The following is a 16,751-nucleotide window of genomic DNA, read 5'->3' as shown; positions in this document are numbered from 1 at the left end:
TCCATTGGTCCAGGAATTGACGCCTGCTTGAACACAGAATGCATGGACTGTCATGCTCATGAGGAAGAACCAAAAATGTCGAGCAATATCGCTCCCGATATGCCCAACGAACAATCCACTCCCTTGCAATCGGTCGACTTGGTAAAGACGTTTCGCCAAGGGGTGAATCTCGTGCAGGCGCTCAATAGCGTTTCTCTGTCGATTCAACCGGGCGAATTTGCGGCGATAATGGGGCCCAGTGGATGTGGCAAGAGCACATTGCTTCATGTGATGGCGGGGCTCACACGCCCCGATTCTGGTTCCGTGAACGTGGAAGGAGAAGACCTTTCTGTCATGCCGGACGGAAGGCTGACCGATTTTCGGCGTAGACGAATCGGGTTGGTCTTCCAGCAGTTTAATTTGGTCGCCGCGCTCTCGGCACTGGAAAACGTAATGCTTCCCCTGATGGCTGAAGGAGGCCGAGCTTCCGCGAATGCGCAAGAAAGGGCCAAGCATTTGCTCGATCGGTTGGGGCTCGGTGGCAGGATTGGCCATCGGCCCGATGCGATGAGTGGTGGTGAGCAGCAACGTGTGGCAATTGCCCGGGCACTGGTCACCGATCCTGCCATCATTCTCGCCGACGAGCCAACCGGAAGTCTCGATTCCGGCAATGGCAATGCGATTTGCTCACTGCTCAAAGAGCTGAATCAAGAGGAAGGTCGAAGTATCGTGATGGTAACGCACGAACCTGCGGTTGCGGCTTGGGCTGGTCGCGTCGTTGTTATGAAGGATGGCTCCGTATGTTCAGATTGGAATACCGACCAGTTCCCTGATGCCCAGTCACTGGCGATTCGCTATCAGGAAACCATCTCCAGTCAGCCTGCGTTAGGTGCCGTATGAACCTGACATGGAAACTATTCATCGCCCACGCACGTCAGCAAAAGATTCGCTTTCTCTTGACTGCCATGGCGATGATCGCGGCTATTGGTGTCGTTCTATGGGTTGTCTCGGCGTATGAGGCCATCGCTTCGCGGTTCGATGAGCAGACTGAGGGCTTCGTCGGGAGTTACACCGCGTTCGTTGTGCCCTCCGATGTAGACCAGTGGATCTCTCCAGAGATGATTACAGCCGTCGCAAACCATCCGGCGGTGGAATCGGCCAACCCGGTTACTCAGTTCAAGATGATGTTCCGCCGCGCCGAACCTTTGCCCGATGCCGACGGTCCTCCGCAACGGTTTTGGCCAAGTGTTGTCGGTACCAACGCCAAGGGCTCACGCTATCCGCTGCTGGATGGACGCTGGCTCGATCCGGGTGTTGAGACTGAAGCAGTTGTTAGCAGCGGCGTAGCGGAATCGCTCAAACTGCGACCTGGCGACGCGATTCAATTTCGCACAAAAAGCCAGGAGGTCATCAAGCTGACGGTTGTCGGCGTCGTTCAACAGCCTGCGGCCGAAGTTGAATTCGCCATGACACGGACGAAGGGAGGTGCCCCAGGTGGTGTTAATCGAGGGCCTGCGTCCGTGGCGGCGTATGTTCCTCGAAGTATCATTCCTACGCTGACTGGTACGGCAGATGGCACGAACTTGCTGGAAGTGAAATTGCGGCCATCCCAGACTGCTGATGTATTAGTGGAAACGCTCGCCTCGGCCGACCCTGCCTTGGAATTACTTCGCACCGAAGACATCCGCGCGAAGATATCATCTGGATTTGAAGCGGAAGGGGCTCGTAAGCAGGCCTATTTTGTGACGGCGTTATCCATTCTGGCGTCCGCGTTTATCATCTTCACCACCCTCAGCATGGGCGTGAACGAACGCGCAAGACAGTTGGCTATACTTCGCGCGGTGGGGCTTCGGCGATCGCAGGTAGCCTGGTTGGTTTTGGTCGAGGCGTTAGTCTTGGCCATTTTCGGATGGGTTGGTGGCCTCGCAGGTGGTTGGGTTTTGTTGCAAGTCCTCGCTAACGCCACGCCCCAACTGTTTCCCAACGGGGTCCAACTCGGAACGGCGAGCATCCTGCTGACAGGGCTGTGTTCATTTCTCGGATCGCTGTTAGCCTCGCTCTTCCCGATCTGGAAAGCAACTCGTATTAGTCCACTCGAAGCGATGGCTCCTACGCAAGACCGTCCGAAAAATTCGCGATGGTATGCTCTGGCCGCAGTTGTCAGCTTGTTGCTTATCGCCGTGAATCCGCTGCTTGTTTATGGTGTCTCGATGCCTGAACAGCTTCGATTTGCTTTGATTATGCTGATGGGGGCACCGGCCACTGTCCTTGGTTTTGCACTACTGTCCCCATTAGTGATCCTGGGGGTTGAAAGGCTATTGAGTCCGCTGATCGCCGCGATCTTGCGACTTCAGTCAGGACTCGTCAAAAGCCAGTTGAGTACCAACATGTGGCGGACGACAGGCATTGCCGCCTCGCTCATGCTGGGGCTGGGGCTTTATACGGCAACCCAGGTATGGGGCCATTCCATGCTGGGAGGCTTCGTGCCGGGACACTGGACGCCGGATACCATTGTCAAGTTTGCCAACGGACTGCCAATCGAACAATTCGATCAAATTCGTGAGGTGCAGGGAATTGATTCTGAGCGTTGCCTAAAAATCGCCGTCGAGCAGACGAAACTTGTTGGAGATCCGCTCAATGCGGCCGAGCGAGATTCCGCGGTGCGACAAGATAACATTTCCCTGATTGGGCTCGACTGCGAGAAGGCATTTACCGGCAGCGATCCTCTATTTCAGTTGACGTTCGTCCAAGGGAATCGAGAGGAAGCCCTCACGAAGCTGAAGCAAGGGCGCTGCTGTTTGGTGCCAGATACCTTCGATCGCCTGGCTGGCCTGAAGGTAGGCGATCAAATTACGATGATTCCCCCGAACCGACCAAAAGTGCCTGTCGAATATACCATCGCGGGAATTGTGTCGATGCCGGGTTCCAACTGGATTACCAAGACGAGCGGTATTCGTCGCCATTTCGTTCGGACGGCTGGCATTGTGCTCGCTCCCGAAACGGAAGTTCGGGACGATTTTGCATTGCCCATGCTGGAATATCTGTGGCTGGACCCGGAGTCGGGCACGAAGAGTGAGCAGCTTCAGCAAGACCTTGAAGCGTTTGTCGCCGCTATGCCTGCCGACGAATCTGCAGGTAGGCGGCCCGCAGGAAAGGGGCCTGGGCGAATCTCCAGTCTATTCGGTCGCGACGGTTTGCAGGTAACGTCCCTTGAGGACGTTCGCAGTAGTATGCGTCGCCGGGGTGGTGCGGCGGTTAGAGCAATGGGGTGGCTTCCGTTGGTCACGCTGCTGGTCGTTTCACTAGGTGTCGTGAATACGATGGCCGCGTCCGTCCGCGCACGGCGTTGGGAGTTTGGCATACTGCGAGCTGTTGGTTTGCGGCGATTCGGTTTGGTCAAGCTTGTCATTTCCGAGTCAATTATGATCGGCCTCGTGGCTAGTGGGCTCAGTCTGGCATTCGGTATCTTGACCGGTTGGACCTGCCTGGGACTCGTCAGCTATGTCAGCAATCAATGGTTTGAAGGGGTGAGTACGCCATTGGTCGTGCCGTGGTCCTCACTTGTCTTTGGTTACGTTCTCACTTTCGTGCTTTGCTTCCTGGCGGCACTTTGGCCAGCGATCTCTTCAGGCAGGGCAGAACCGCTGTCTCTATTGCAGGCCGGTCGAGCATCCACATAGAACCACATCAAGCTACTTCGAAAGTTGACTCCATGAATTCCTCTACTCAGACATCTCCCCCCTTGGTGGTTGAGGGAGTTTGTAAACAATTCCGACGAAGCCAATCGGTGATAACCGCGCTGAACGAAGTCGACCTGACAGCGGAAGCGGGCGAGTTCATTGTCATCATGGGAGCTTCCGGGTCGGGCAAGAGCACCTTACTGCACGCAATCGCCGGCTTGACCGATGTGGACGAAGGGAAAGTTCTGGTCAACGGACAGGATCTTTCTCAGCTGAGCGATGTTCAACTGACTAGGTTTCGAGGCAAGGAAATCGGGCTGGTCTTTCAGGCGTTCAACTTGATTTCCAGCCTGACTGCCGAAGACAACATTCGATTGCCAGCCCCATCCAGCAATGATCTGTCCAAACGCGTCGATCAGGTACTCGGGCGGCTGAACCTCCAAGATCGCCGTCTGCATAAGCCGGGAGCACTTTCAGGCGGAGAACAACAACGCGTCGCGATCGCCCGGGCATTGATCTGTGATCCGGCGATTCTTCTGGCGGACGAGCCGACGGGAAGTCTAGACTTCGATGCTGGGCAGCAAATATGCCAATTGCTGCACGAGCTATCGCGAGAGCAGGGACGCACCATCGTCGCGGTTACACATGAACCAAACGTTGCCATGTGGGCGGATCGCGTGGTTGTGATGCGGGACGGAAAGAATATTGCCGAATTTACTCCAGACGGGTCTCGTGATCCGCAAGAGGTGGCCATGCAGTATCAAGGGCTGTTACGCCGCCCCATGGAGACCGTGTAATGAGCAAGGTCTTTCAACTTGCCTGGTCGTTTCTTTGGGAGTCTCCCGTTCGCGTCGCCCTGACCATTACTGCCACGGCAGCAGCAACCTGTCTGGTGATTTGGGTTGCCAGTGGCTATGACGCGTTAGAAAAGACGTTCGACGACTATGCCAATCTTGCTATGGGACGTTATGCGTTGGCTGTTGCTCCCATTGAACAAAAGGAAGAGAAGTTCGTTCCTGCGATCGTATTGGACGATCTTCGGTACGACCCGGTTGTGTCGAATGCAGATCCGATGTGGGCAGTCCGGGCTGAGGTAATTCCACCGAAGCCGGCCACTCGACCAGCACGCGCTAGCGGTAATCGCGGAAATGACGGCCCTCCTAGTGGGTTTGGCGGAGGCCCGAGCATGAGACGCCCTGGTAGCCTGCCGGGCACATTGCTGATGATCACCGATGCCCCCGAAGCCCCGTTCGAGATGCTACGAGGCGAATGGTTGTCGACAGATGAATCGGATGTTGCGAAAGTTGTTGTGAGAGCGGAGACGGCCGAGCGATTTGGGATCGATGTTGGTGACAGTCTGATCTTGAAGCAGAACGATCAAGATCATCAGCTGCAGGTGATTGGTATTCTGGATGCCCCGAAACTTCGAGGTGCCGGGGATTCTGCCTTACCAATTCTCGCGCCAAGCAAGGGGGAGATCTTCCTAACCACTTCGACAGGGGAACGGCTTCTCGGAGAAACTGCAAGAATCAGCCTGATTGCCGTCTCTCTGAAGGAAGATGCCGATATCAACTCGTTCCGTTTTGGATGGGCACCAAAGCTTTCCTCCTATGCGACGCCTGTCCAGTTTCAGCAAGCGTTCGAGGTGGAAGAAGCACTCGATCAAAGTTCCTCGGCTGCCAACGTGCGTCTTCAGTCGTACGCCGCGACAGGGGTCTCAATGTTGGTCGCTTTTCTGGTAGTGCTTTGCACGTTGAGCATGGGAGTCAACGAGCGTATCCGACAATACGCTATTCTGAGATCACTTTCGTTCACCCGCGGTCAGATTGCTCAATTGATTACGCTGGAAGGTTTGTTTCTGGGGGGGATCGGCTTCTTGGCGGGGCTGGCTGCAAGCTATCTCGCCCTGTTTGTCATAGGCATGGTTTCTTCGCGAATGCTGGACCATGGCGTTACGCTGGGGCGGCATAGTTTGCTGTTGGGCATGGCGGCAACGCTGGGGGGCGCGTTTATCGCGTCTTTCATCCCTGCCTATGGAGCAACCCGAGTGAAGCCAATCGATGCGATGTCTCCCAGGGTCGAAGAGACGGGAGACGACAAGTCGTTTTCTCGGGTCGGGTTCCTTGTCGGGCTCTTCCTGATTGCCGTAAACCCGATTTTGACATTCTTTGTTCCGCCACCTTTCGAGGCAGGGATTCCGGTTCTGATGACCATCGGTTTTGCCGCCATGACCATCGGCTTTATTCTGATTTCTCCGGCAATTGTGGCGGGAGTAGACAGGTGGTTGAGTCCTGTCCTGGCTCTGGTATTGGGAATTGATCCGAAGCTGCTGGCTTGCCAGATAACCAGCCATTTATGGCGAACCATCGGGGCTTCGATCTCGTTGGCTGTCGGCGTTGGGCTGTTTATTGGGATTCAGGTTTGGGGCTTTACGATGCTGGAAGGGTTCATTCCCGGCCTGTGGGCTCCGAATGCCCTCGTGCAGTTCAATTCGGGCGGTCTTGCGCGCTCGGAATCGATGGCAGTCGTAGATATTCCGGGTATCAATCCAGAGCGAAGTTTTCCAATCGTCGTCGAGCAACCTCGGATGCAGGAAGACCTGACCAACAGTGCCGAGCGGGCTTCGATCATACGTCAGGACAATATTGTCATTGTTGGTATTGATGCCACGCGAGCATTTTCGGGGAGCGATCCATTTCTGAATTTCGAGTGGGTCGAAGGTACGCCTGAGGAAGCCGTTGAAAAGCTGGTCACTGGGCGGGGTTGCATCGTCCCGGATCATTTTCTACGAGAAACAGACCTGAAACTAGGCGATACATTTGCTTTAGTTCCACCAGAGAACGCGGAGAAAGTCGTCGCTTATGAAGTCGCGGGTGCGGTCAAACTACCGGGATGGCATTGGCAGACTAAGTTGACAGGTTTCCGGACACGAACGCATCGAGCGGCCGCGCTCGTTTTCGCCAACTTCGAACCTGTCTCTCAAGACTTTGATCTTCCCCAGGCATCTCATGTTTGGTTTGACTTCACTTCGCGGGATGTCGACCCTGAACAAGTTCAGACGCAGGTCAGTGAGCTTTATGCGAATATTCTTCAGACGAAGAAAGATGGCTCGTTGCCAGCTGAAGAAGCTGATATCCGTGTAATCCCAGTCAATCAAATCAGGGAAAGAACACGAGGAGCTGCCCAACGTTGGATCTGGCTTGTCAGTCAGGTCCCACTGATTGCGTCCCTGATTGCCAGCATTGGGGTTCTCAATGTATTTCTGGCATCGGTTCGCGCCCGTCGTTGGGAATTTGGTGTGCTCAGAGGCATTGGAATAACCAGTTCAACGATTGTCCGTGCTGTCTTAGCCGAAGGCCTTTTGATTGGAATTGTGGCTGGTGTGCTGAGTGTTGGCTTTGGCGTAATGTGCGGGTGGTGTGGATGCGGCATCGCCCAGTACATGAGTTTCTTTGGAGGTATGCAACCCGATCTTGTGATCCCTTGGGACGCCATTTTCATGGGACTTGTTGGATTGATACTCCTGGCAACGCTCAGCGCCGCTTGGCCAGCGTATTCGATCGGAAAGACGCGTCCGCTCGTGTTACTGCAGGAAGGACGCAGTACCTTTTAAAGGGCGGGGGATGTACTCTTTGCGCGATCAAGTGGTAGGTCGGCGACGCAACGTCCCGGTCTAAGTGGTTTTTTCAACACGCACAGGAGAGCGAGTCCTGTAACAAACGTCTAGAGCGGAATGACGGATCGTGCTGAGCCCTGAATAGAATTCGTACTTCTGATGAGCAAGTGGACTGAGCCGGATTCTGGGGAATTCGAAAGACCAACTCTTGACGGCATCGTTGTAGAGCGAACGCACTAGATTATTCGATATCAAGGGCGGAAATTAAGGAATATCTAATCTCTGTCTGTAGAACTGAGAATGGCTCTTGGTCGAGAACCTGCCGCATTTTAGTGTTTATAGGTAGGCATATTTGATGGAATCAGGTCAATCTCGATATTGGTTTTGGAAATCTTATGCTCTGTTGAACGGCCAACCACGTAAATCTCTCCCGGCTAACGCCGCAGGGCGTAGGTTAGGACTTTCAGGGCGGCTTCGGTCATCAGGGCCTTTGGCTCTCTTGCTGACTGACAGGGTGGAACCAACCGTTCGTTTCAGGCCGCTCATGAACGATTCCACTTTCTAGCGTTTCGTATAGCCTGAGTTCTTTATGTTTTCCTCTGTCATCAGCGGACGATATTCACCGCCGAGCGTTCCGTCTCGACAGTGCGTGACCGGCGGGACAATTGATCGACAACTAGTTGCGTCAAGCCGAGTCATTCTCGAGCGTTGACAAACAAAAACCGACCAGCCTTTTCTAGCGTGATGTTTTGTATGCCTTTGGTCGATTCAGTACGAAGCCCATCGAATTCATTCCGGCATCTACAGCGAGTGTGCTCGGTGGCAACGATCACCTTGCCCGAAAACTTCTACTTGTTTGTGACATCCCCCATACGATATCGTGGGGGCATCTCGTCCGTATTCCTAAGTTCGCAGGCAAACAATTGGGTCTGCCTGAACTCGCCGAAATCCCGAATCTCCCTCCCAGCCTGCCTAAGACGCCTTCGTACCTGATTGACCAGGTGCAAACAACGAATTCAAGGAAACCGTAGCATGACGTGGCCTGACTATGTGGTGTTGTTGGGGTACTTCGTCGTGATGATCGTAATTGGCATCATCTCGTCGAAAAGCATCAAAGGTCAAGAAGACTACTTCATGGGGGGGCGCGGCTTTGGCAAGATCCTGCAGACGTTCGCTGCATTTGGTGCCGGCACAGGCTCCAGCGACCCGGTCAACACAGGACGCACCACGTTTACCTCGGGCCTGAGTGGCATGTGGAGCGTGATGTACTGGCTGTTTGTGACTCCCTTCTATTGGATCACAAGCGTCTGGTATCGGCGAATGCGTCACCTGACGCTGGGTGATTGGTTCGTGGAGCGATATGAATCGAAAGCTTTGGGAGCAGCCTATTGTGCATTTGGACTTCTGTTCTTCATGGTTTACGGGTCGATGTTGTTTTCCGCCATCGGCAAGGTGGCAGCTCCACTAGCGAATATCAATGCCATTGCGATCGGCGAAACGGCGATTCCCATCGAGTACTTTCTGGTCCCAATCATCGGGGTCGTTGTGCTGGCTTACGGGATTTTGGGCGGTTTGCGGGCAGCTTATTATACGGATCTGATTCAGGGTATCTGCATCATCCTCCTCTCGATCATGCTGATCCCGTTTGGCCTGAATGCCTTGGTCGAGCAGTACGGCGATCCCAGTAGCGATAGCATGTTGGCTGGTTTTCGCATTCTGCACGAGCAACTCCCCAAAGAGCACTTCGAACTGGTCGGGTCTTCTTCGATGAGCGAGTTTCCCTGGTACCGAGTCGTTGCCATCGTGCTGATCAACTTGATGGGGATCGTCGTGCAGCCGCACTTTATCGCGACAGGGGGCGGATCAGCCAAGAGCGAATGGGATGCCCGCGTAGGGCTTGTCGTGGGCAATTTTCTCAAACGCTTTTGCACCGTGGGATGGATGCTTACCGCATTGATTGCGTTAGCACTCTTTGCGGGGCACCCTGAACTGGCAGGCGACCCCGACAAGACCTGGGGCATCGCTTCGCGAGAACTGCTTTCCCCTGGCCTAACCGGCTTGATGGTTGCCTGCCTTTTGGCAGCTTTGATGAGCAGTGTCGACGCTTACATGATCGTCGGTTCGGGGTTGGTTGTACGAAATGTGTATGCCGCCTATATCAACGAGAACGCTACGGAAAATGAATGTGTTCGCGCGGGCCGAATCACCGGTAGCGTCATCGTAGCGGGTGCCGTGCTGATCTCGTTGCTAATGATGGACGTATTCGAGCAACTGCAGTTGACGTGGGTGCTTGCGGTGCTGTTTGCCGCCCCATTCTGGATCGGCATGTACTGGCGTCGAGCGACAACTTCGGCTGCCTGGATCACTGTGGCTTACTGCGCTATTGTGTTCTTCATAGCCCCTAACGTGTTGCCGTTTGTACCGGGAGTACGTACGGCGGCCCACTACACCATCACCAATGACTTCGTAGAGACAACAACCACACGAGCAGCGGCACCATCTGATATCGCCCGCCGCAACCTAGATATCGAATTGTGGCGCGACCAACTGGAGCAAGCACAACAGCAGTTGGCGACGGCCAAGGAGGACGGGGATGCTTCAAGGATTGCCCGACTAGAACAGCAGGTCACTCTACTGGAGACAACGGGCCCCAAATTGCTATCCGTTGGCGATCAACTCACCGAGGTAACGCGAACAGGAGGGCAGCCCATTTTTTGGAGCGGTGACGTCTCGCCGATTGACGAGAAGGGTAATCCCATTGAAGGCATTCAGCTAATCGTAGTTAAGGAGCAACAACTGGATGAGAATTCGACGCAGAAGGTGATGCGTTACCCAGAGGACATCACGCTTCGCGCCTCCGGCAATTTCAAACTCGACCTACTGCTCTTTCAACTGGTTGGCGTCGAACTCCGGTCGAAGAGCAATGCCGCCATCGATACGTTGGGTTTACTGCCGAAGATGGCAGCGCCGATGCTAGTCATGATTCTGTTTAGCCTTTTCACCAGGCGGAACTCCAAGGAGGCGCTCGATCGCTACTATGCCAAAATGAATACGCCAGTCGATCCCGATCCTCAGCGAGACCACTCGAACCTCCAGGCGGCGATGGAAGACCCCGAGTCCATTGAACGTCACAAGATATTTCCCGGCAGCGAACTGGAATTCTACTGGCCGTCGAAATTAGACGTTGTAGGTTTCATTATCTGCGTCGCGGTTTGCTGTGGGATCATCGCGATTGCTGCATGGGTGGCTGGTATTGGCGGATAAGTTGGCACTGAGGTAACAACTCAGGAAACGCAGCGTATTCGTCCTCGTGCAGCGGAACGAACATTGCCAACATCGCTCGCATCACACTTCGTCATGCATTTCCATCTTGCGCCGCTCGGTGGCAAGGGTTGTTAGTGCTTCGGCATCGGTCACCGTATTCACAGGCGTGATCAGACTTACCAGAAAGCCTGCGACGCTGGCACAGATCAACGAAGGAATAATGGGACCTCCCCAGTAGGCTTCCAGGGAAGGGGTGAATTTGAAGAGCACGGTGCAAATGCCTCCTCCGAGAATCGCCGCGATTCCACCTTGCCATGTGGCTCGTTGCCAATACTTTCCCATCAGCGTACAGACGACCAGGCCGCTCATGATAAAAGAGATCATGTCTTTGATGTATCGAATGATGTCTTGGGCCGGCAAGGTAATCGCGAAAGCAGCGATCATGATGGCGACCAGACCCCACCGAGAATTTCGCACCATTTGACGATTATCCGGCATCTTGCCCATGAACATTTCGTAGACATCGCGAAAGAGAATCGCCACCGCGGCGATCGCGTCGGAACTCGCCGAGGACATCGTGGCACTTAGGCCCGCGATGAGGACCACCATGCCAACCGCTGCCGGCATTAGGTCGTTGGCCATATACAGAAACGCGTGGTCATGGTTTTCCAGTTGAGGGTTCAGTTGATTGACGCAAATTCCGATCAGGGCCGGAAGGAAACAAAACATTAAGTAAAGAAAACCACTCAGATAGAAGCTTTTCTTGACCGTGACAGGACTATCAGCTGAATAGATACGCTGACGATAGGAAGGAGTTCCCAAGATACCAACCATAATGGCAACGGCCAGCGAAACGGATGGCAATAGCTGCGCGCCATTGAGAAACTCGAAGCTGCCGTTTTCTAGGTTACTGACTTCCGCAGGCCCACCTATTTGATAAACGGCAAACAAAGCCATGAGGATAAAGCCCGCAAACAAGACTATCGCCTGAATCGTATCGGTCCAGACGACCGCCACATACCCGCCGATGACAACATACGTTCCAAAGCCGAACGCAAGAATGGCTTTGGCCACCACGGGATCAATCTTGCCCACGTACTCAAGATAGTAGCTACCTCCCAGGATATGGGCTCCTAGCCAACCAATCGAGGCCAACAACATCGATATGGCTACCAGTCCCTTGATCCAACGATTGGCTCCGTAATAGAACGAAATCTCCTCGGACATCGTCATGAAGTTGTAGCTGCGTACGCCTGCAAACAGCTTGGCTAAGAGCAACATTCCCAGTCCTCCGCCGACGCCAAACATAGCGCCGCGCCAGCCGTGGGAATATCCTTGCCCCACAGCCCCAATACTTGATCCGGTTCCGACCATGGTGGCAACGGTCGACCCCAAAACAAGCAAAAGGGGAATCGAACGATTCCCCAGTAAAAAGTCTTCCCCTGAAGTCTGCCAGCGTGAAATCCAGATGCTCAGCCCAATCATAGTCAGAACATAAAGCAGGAAAACAACAAGAAACAGGGCAGGGCTCATGATGATTTCCGGTAGCAGATGCAGTCAATTTCGACTTTGCAGTCGACCATCATCGAAGCTTGAACACACGCACGAGCTGGAGCATGCTCGCCACCGAAGTATTCGGCATAAACCTTATTGAAGGACCAGAAATCGCGAGGATCGTCCAGCCACACACCACAACGCACGATATCTTCCTTGCCATAGCCTGCTTCACTGACAATGGCGAGCATGTTCTCGATCGCCTTATGAGCTTGAGGAATAATACCTCCGTCGATAATCTCACCATTGTTCATGGCAACCTGGCCTGAAACATACAACCAGCCGTCTGCTTCTACCGCTCGGGCAAAGGGAAGTGATTGACCTCCCGCGCCGGCCTTTTGGGTGCCATATCGAGTAATGCTCATGATTTATTCCTTTAGTTTCTGTAGGTTCAAGTAGTTTATGAAGAAAGCCCGACGAATCGTCCGGCACGTTCTTCCGACAAATGTCCCTGGTGAAATGTGATCGCCCCATTCACCAGCACGTAGTCGATCCCTGAAGACTTCTGAATTGGCGATTCAAAAGTGGCCACGTCGCGAATCTCATCGGGATCAAATACAACCAGATCGGCAAAGTAGCCAGATTTGAGTAATCCTCGTTCACGTAGATGGAATACCGATGCCGGCAGTCCGGTCATCTTGTGAATCGCTATGTGCAGAGGAAAGAGTCCTTCTTCGCGACAATATTTGCCAAGTACGCGGGGAAACGTACCAAAGAGTCGTGGGTGGGGATGAGGATCGCACGGCAATCCGTCTGATCCAATCATCACTTTACCATGTCGAAGGATGGTCCGCATATCTTGCTCGTCGATCGAAAAGTAGACGGCACCAGCGGGCATAAGCCTCTGGGCAGCTTCCCGCTGCGTGACTCCCCATTCGTGGGCGATCTGAGCCAAAAGCTTCGGTGCCTGCTCGGGATGAGGCACGGAGCGCGTAATCAGAATATCGACCTGTTCGTCGACCTGCTTCAGGTCAAGATTGCTGGAGCCTGCCGAGTAGGGATAGCAGTCCATATAGACGCGGTCGTGATAATGGCTAGATTCGATCGCGGCCAACACTTCGCCGCTTCTGCCCCAATTCTTTGGGCCGGCGCACTTCAGGTGGGAAATGACTATCGGCAACTTGGCTTCCGATCCAATGGTAATGGACTCTTCAATGGCCTGAATGATCCCATCGAATTCGTCACGCATGTGCGTCGTGTAGATGCCGCCGAATCTAGCAGCGACACAGGCCAACTGTGTCACTTCGTCTGTTGTTGCCGAAAAGGCATTCGCATAGGCCAGGCCAGTACTCAGACCGATAGCGCCCTCGGCCATCGCCTGCTCCAACTCATTTTGCATGGCGATCGTTTCGCGGGTAGTCGCCGAGCGTGATAGCTCCCCAACATGCTTAACCCGCAATGACGTATGTCCAGCTAATGCAGCAATATTCACCGCTGGCTGCGATGCCTCAACCGCTTCGACGTAATTGCGAAACGACTCAAAAACAAAATCGTTCTCTGGCCCGAGAAGATTCAAGGGCTCGGGCGGTGCCTGAGTCAACCGAAGGGGTGCGGCACTTATCCCACAATTGCCCACAACTACCGTGGTAACGCCCTGACTAATCTTCGGAAAGCAGTCAGGCTTCGCCAGGACGGCAATGTCATCGTGCGTGTGGGTATCAATAAACCCAGGGGATAAAACCTTTCCCGTCACATTGATCGTCAACTTCGAAGCGGCATTCTTAAGATCTCCGACTGCCACAATCCGATCCTTCACGATTCCAACATCGCCTGCGAACGGTGTTGCGCCGGACCCATCGATAATCATCCCACCCGTGAGCAACAGATCAAAAGCAGCGTGATTCATGGTCAATCACCTACCGGAAATCGCTTGTCGGCACCACGATGATCGTCCAGGTTGTACTTGATGCGACGGATCAGCTCACGACTGACTTCCGTGCGCATGTTGGCCAAACTCAAAGCAATCGCGTCGACAACGGCGAGAAGTGCATAGCGGGAAGCGGTGGGACGAAAAATGCCTTCCGGCTCATTGATGTGAACGTTCAATTGAAGGTCACTCTCTTTAGCAAGTGAAGAATCCCCCCTTGTGATGCTTACTAACGTCGCCCCGTATTGCTTGGCAACGAGTGCGTTTTCATTGATCTCCGGGATTTCGCCCGTTGTGGAAACAATCAGTACCACGTCGTTCTCGTTAAGAGTGGATGCGACCATGCGCTGCATCGTGGTATCGTGAAAAACACGCACATCAACGCCGAGGCGAAACAGGCGATATTCCACATCGGCAGAAGCAACCGTACCTCCACCACCACCGCCAAACACGACTAAACGCCTGCATTTGTTAATTATGCAGGCAACCGATTCGACCGTTTCGGCACACGTTTGATCCCTGACGACTTTGACGGCTTGCAGGATACCTTGGGCGACCTGTCCCATGGCCGTATCGTCTGACGGATCTCGGTAGCCTTCAATAAAGCGTTCGCCAATGGCAAAACTGCTCACCAAGGCGCTCTTTAGTTCTCGAACGTCTTTACATCCCACTCGTTTAGCAAATCGCGAAATGGAGGCTTGGCTGACGCCTGCCCGCTCAGCGATTTCATGGATACTGGCTCTGCCAGCAAACTCGAGATCAACGAGGATCAATTGCGCAACCTTGCGTTCGGAGTCCCTCAAATCATGAAGCACGGATTTTATTTTGGAGACGATATCGAGTGGGCGTTTAATGACCTTCGCTCCCGTTCTTGTCAAATTGCCGGCCCACTACCAGGCTGGTCCGCAGCATGGCACCCTATCTGCTGGTGGAATATGAGGGAGCTTCTGGATAACAAGAGATCTGATGTTCCGCCGCAGCGATGTCTTTTAGTTTCGTTGCTCAAATATTGCCCCCTGGCTGAGAGGCGAACACGATATGGTATAAAGTACCATGCTATTGTCAGGCGTGATTATTAGAGAGATATTGTGTGAAGTCAATCTTTGGTAGAAAGTAACTCACGGCCGTGCAGCAAGAGAGTTTGCGCGCATTCTCATTAAGCTGCTCGCCGACTCGATGATTTCGGCGAGGGCTTCTAACTGGATTCAGGTCTCAAGGTTTCTCGTTCGTGACCTGCAGACCAAAACCTGAGCCATACCCAAATCGAACTCTCATAACAGTGGGCCGCAACCTTTTTCCGTACCAGCTTAAGTGAGAAAATCCAGGATCTTCATCTGGCCAGGCTGCCCTGGGATCAGCTTCTCGTTCTCCGGATGATTGGAAACGTCATCTGCGCCAAGTAAAATCGGTGTCTAAGGATCTATTTGTGTTAAGGTCTCACCGATGTTGTACGGTCGGGAATCGAACAGTGTCCTGTTTCTGTGGGTGGTGCTCATTGCCCCTCTCTTGATTCAAGCGGACGATCGGGAAGCCTTGGACGGAAAGACGCAGCCCGTGATCGACGAGGTCCGCCAAGGTGACGCCCGCGAACTGGCGGGCAGGTTCGAAGGCCCCGTCGAGTTCCTGCTCATCGATAGAGGCTACACCAACGATCACCCATGTTTTCAGGCGAGCGAAATGAAGCTTGTTCCCGGCGTAGTTGTTGTGGCGGACAACGTGGGCTTGGGGGCGTTCGGAATGGAAAACTATTTGCCCCACGTGTGGGCCGAGTACCAGAGCAAAAGCGAGTGGTTCGACATCGATCTGCCCTGGGGCATTCAAGACCCGGTGGAAATCACCATCATTCAATCAAAAGGCGGCAACAAATGATAAAGCGTGGCACTCAGCTGTTTTTGACTTGCTTGTTAATAGGTACCGGTCTTCTGATGCTTGCTTCTGGCAAGTGTCAGGGCGAGGAAGCCGGAACTAGAATTCTGGAAGACGACTTCAACCGGGACGAATCCACACCAGGCAAGGAGGACATCGGCCAGGGCTGGACCAGCAATAGTGCCTGGCGCGCCAAAGGTCACAAGCAAGTTGACCTGGTCGACGGCGCGATGCACGTCACAAGGCATCCAGAGGCCGATCATGGGGTTGCGATCTTTCATGACGTGGCGTTTCAGGATGGAGCGGTTGAGATGAGGTTCAAGCTGGGACCTGGCGATGATTTGGGTTTGGACTTCGTAGATCGTGAGGAGAAGTCCGTTCACGCTGGCCACCTTTGCATGGCGCGGGTTACCTTGAAGGGACTCACGATCATGGACTCGAAGATGGGGCACATGAATTTAAAAAATCGCGAGCGCCGACTGGCAGGCGAGATGTCTCCCGAACTGACCAAACTGATTCAGAGCAAACGGACGAATTTTCCACTCAGTCTTGAAGCCGACAAATGGTACACTCTGCGTGTGGTCGTGGAAGGCGATGTAATGCGAGTGAGTATGGACGGCGAGCCCGTGGGTAAGTTCCAGTCCGAGGGAATCGCTCATCCAACCAAACGAATGATCACGCTGGCGGTCAACAAGTCCGCTTGGGTAGATGACGTTAAAGTCTGGAAGCGGAAGTGATTGCCATTAGATGTGCGGGGCTGTCCATTCTTTTGGCACAGTGACACCGACATACGCGGCGGACTCGCCTCCTATCCATTCGTTCGTCTATGCAGATGACTGAGGTTGGGAAACTTGGCTTGCCACGTCCATCGACACACCAAGAGCCTGAAAGAAAGTGGCTTCAGCCAGATCTCTCCCGCGCGTTT

11 protein-coding genes are annotated in these 16,751 nt (G+C 53.8%); 7 read left to right on the top strand and 4 right to left on the bottom strand.

Annotation, left to right across the window (positions count from 1 at the left end; translation table 11 throughout):
* The first annotated feature begins 75 nt into the window (after positions 1-75).
* The 5 genes from C5Y96_RS20305 to C5Y96_RS20285 all read left to right on the top strand — a co-directional run bounded on the left by C5Y96_RS20305 (position 76) and on the right by C5Y96_RS20285 (position 10,539).
* On the top strand, positions 76-879 hold the full coding sequence (locus C5Y96_RS20305) for an ABC transporter ATP-binding protein (RefSeq protein ID WP_233199036.1): 804 nt from the start codon (positions 76-78) through the stop codon (positions 877-879).
* Positions 876-3,659, top strand: a complete 2,784-nt coding sequence (locus C5Y96_RS20300; protein WP_105357161.1) for an ABC transporter permease — start codon at positions 876-878, stop codon at positions 3,657-3,659. Before C5Y96_RS20305 ends, C5Y96_RS20300 begins: the two co-directional genes overlap by 4 nt.
* 32 nt (positions 3,660-3,691) lie before the next feature.
* Complete coding sequence (locus C5Y96_RS20295) at positions 3,692-4,456, top strand: ABC transporter ATP-binding protein (protein WP_105357159.1); 765 nt, start codon at positions 3,692-3,694, stop codon at positions 4,454-4,456.
* Positions 4,456-7,272 carry an ABC transporter permease gene (locus C5Y96_RS20290; protein WP_105357157.1) on the top strand — a complete coding sequence of 939 codons (2,817 nt, stop codon included), beginning with the start codon at positions 4,456-4,458 and terminating at the stop codon, positions 7,270-7,272. Before C5Y96_RS20295 ends, C5Y96_RS20290 begins: the two co-directional genes overlap by 1 nt.
* 1,035 nt (positions 7,273-8,307) lie before the next feature.
* On the top strand, positions 8,308-10,539 hold the full coding sequence (locus C5Y96_RS20285; RefSeq protein ID WP_105357155.1) for a sodium:solute symporter: 2,232 nt from the start codon (positions 8,308-8,310) through the stop codon (positions 10,537-10,539).
* Between the two features lie 81 nt (positions 10,540-10,620).
* On the opposite strand, the gene C5Y96_RS20280 is transcribed toward C5Y96_RS20285, so the two are convergent.
* The 4 genes from C5Y96_RS20280 to C5Y96_RS20265 are packed head-to-tail and all read right to left on the bottom strand — an operon-like array spanning position 10,621 to position 14,838.
* Positions 10,621-12,072, bottom strand: coding sequence for a sodium:solute symporter family protein (locus C5Y96_RS20280; protein WP_105357153.1), 1,452 nt, complete (start codon positions 12,070-12,072; stop codon positions 10,621-10,623).
* On the bottom strand, positions 12,069-12,458 hold the full coding sequence (locus C5Y96_RS20275; RefSeq protein WP_105357151.1) for a RidA family protein: 390 nt from the start codon (positions 12,456-12,458) through the stop codon (positions 12,069-12,071). The genes C5Y96_RS20280 and C5Y96_RS20275 overlap by 4 nt, the downstream gene beginning before the upstream one ends.
* Positions 12,459-12,493: 35 nt before the next feature.
* Positions 12,494-13,939, bottom strand: coding sequence for an N-acyl-D-amino-acid deacylase family protein (locus C5Y96_RS20270; protein WP_105357149.1), 1,446 nt, complete (start codon positions 13,937-13,939; stop codon positions 12,494-12,496).
* Between the two features lie 2 nt (positions 13,940-13,941).
* Entirely contained in the window at positions 13,942-14,838 is an 897-nt protein-coding gene (locus C5Y96_RS20265) for a MurR/RpiR family transcriptional regulator (RefSeq protein WP_105357147.1), read from the bottom strand.
* A gap of 676 nt (positions 14,839-15,514) precedes the next feature.
* Between C5Y96_RS20265 and C5Y96_RS20260 the strand changes: the two genes are divergently transcribed.
* Positions 15,515-15,829 (top strand): hypothetical protein, encoded by a 315-nt coding sequence (locus C5Y96_RS20260; RefSeq protein ID WP_146115749.1) that lies wholly within the window; start codon positions 15,515-15,517, stop codon positions 15,827-15,829.
* Positions 15,826-16,563 carry a family 16 glycoside hydrolase gene (locus C5Y96_RS20255; protein ID WP_199188750.1) on the top strand — a complete coding sequence of 246 codons (738 nt, stop codon included), beginning with the start codon at positions 15,826-15,828 and terminating at the stop codon, positions 16,561-16,563. Before C5Y96_RS20260 ends, C5Y96_RS20255 begins: the two co-directional genes overlap by 4 nt.
* Positions 16,564-16,751: the final 188 nt, after the last annotated feature.

Source organism: Blastopirellula marina (assembly GCF_002967715.1).
Taxonomy (GTDB): domain Bacteria; phylum Planctomycetota; class Planctomycetia; order Pirellulales; family Pirellulaceae; genus Bremerella; species Bremerella marina_B.
Note: the sequence above shows the minus strand (reverse complement) of the source record. Positions and strands in the feature narration are given on the sequence as shown.

Excerpts from the sequence above, each read along its gene's own strand:
- C5Y96_RS20270 (WP_105357149.1), bottom strand. The coding sequence starts at position 13,939 with ATGAATCACGCTGCTTTTGATCTGTTGCTCACGGGTGGGATGATTATC.
- C5Y96_RS20290 (WP_105357157.1), top strand. The coding sequence starts at position 4,456 with ATGAGCAAGGTCTTTCAACTTGCCTGGTCGTTTCTTTGGGAGTCTCCC.
- C5Y96_RS20300 (WP_105357161.1), top strand. The coding sequence starts at position 876 with ATGAACCTGACATGGAAACTATTCATCGCCCACGCACGTCAGCAAAAG.
- C5Y96_RS20275 (WP_105357151.1), bottom strand. The coding sequence starts at position 12,458 with ATGAGCATTACTCGATATGGCACCCAAAAGGCCGGCGCGGGAGGTCAA.
- C5Y96_RS20285 (WP_105357155.1), top strand. The coding sequence starts at position 8,308 with ATGACGTGGCCTGACTATGTGGTGTTGTTGGGGTACTTCGTCGTGATG.
- C5Y96_RS20280 (WP_105357153.1), bottom strand. The coding sequence starts at position 12,072 with ATGAGCCCTGCCCTGTTTCTTGTTGTTTTCCTGCTTTATGTTCTGACT.
- C5Y96_RS20305 (WP_233199036.1), top strand. The coding sequence starts at position 76 with ATGTCGAGCAATATCGCTCCCGATATGCCCAACGAACAATCCACTCCC.
- C5Y96_RS20295 (WP_105357159.1), top strand. The coding sequence starts at position 3,692 with ATGAATTCCTCTACTCAGACATCTCCCCCCTTGGTGGTTGAGGGAGTT.
- C5Y96_RS20255 (WP_199188750.1), top strand. The coding sequence starts at position 15,826 with ATGATAAAGCGTGGCACTCAGCTGTTTTTGACTTGCTTGTTAATAGGT.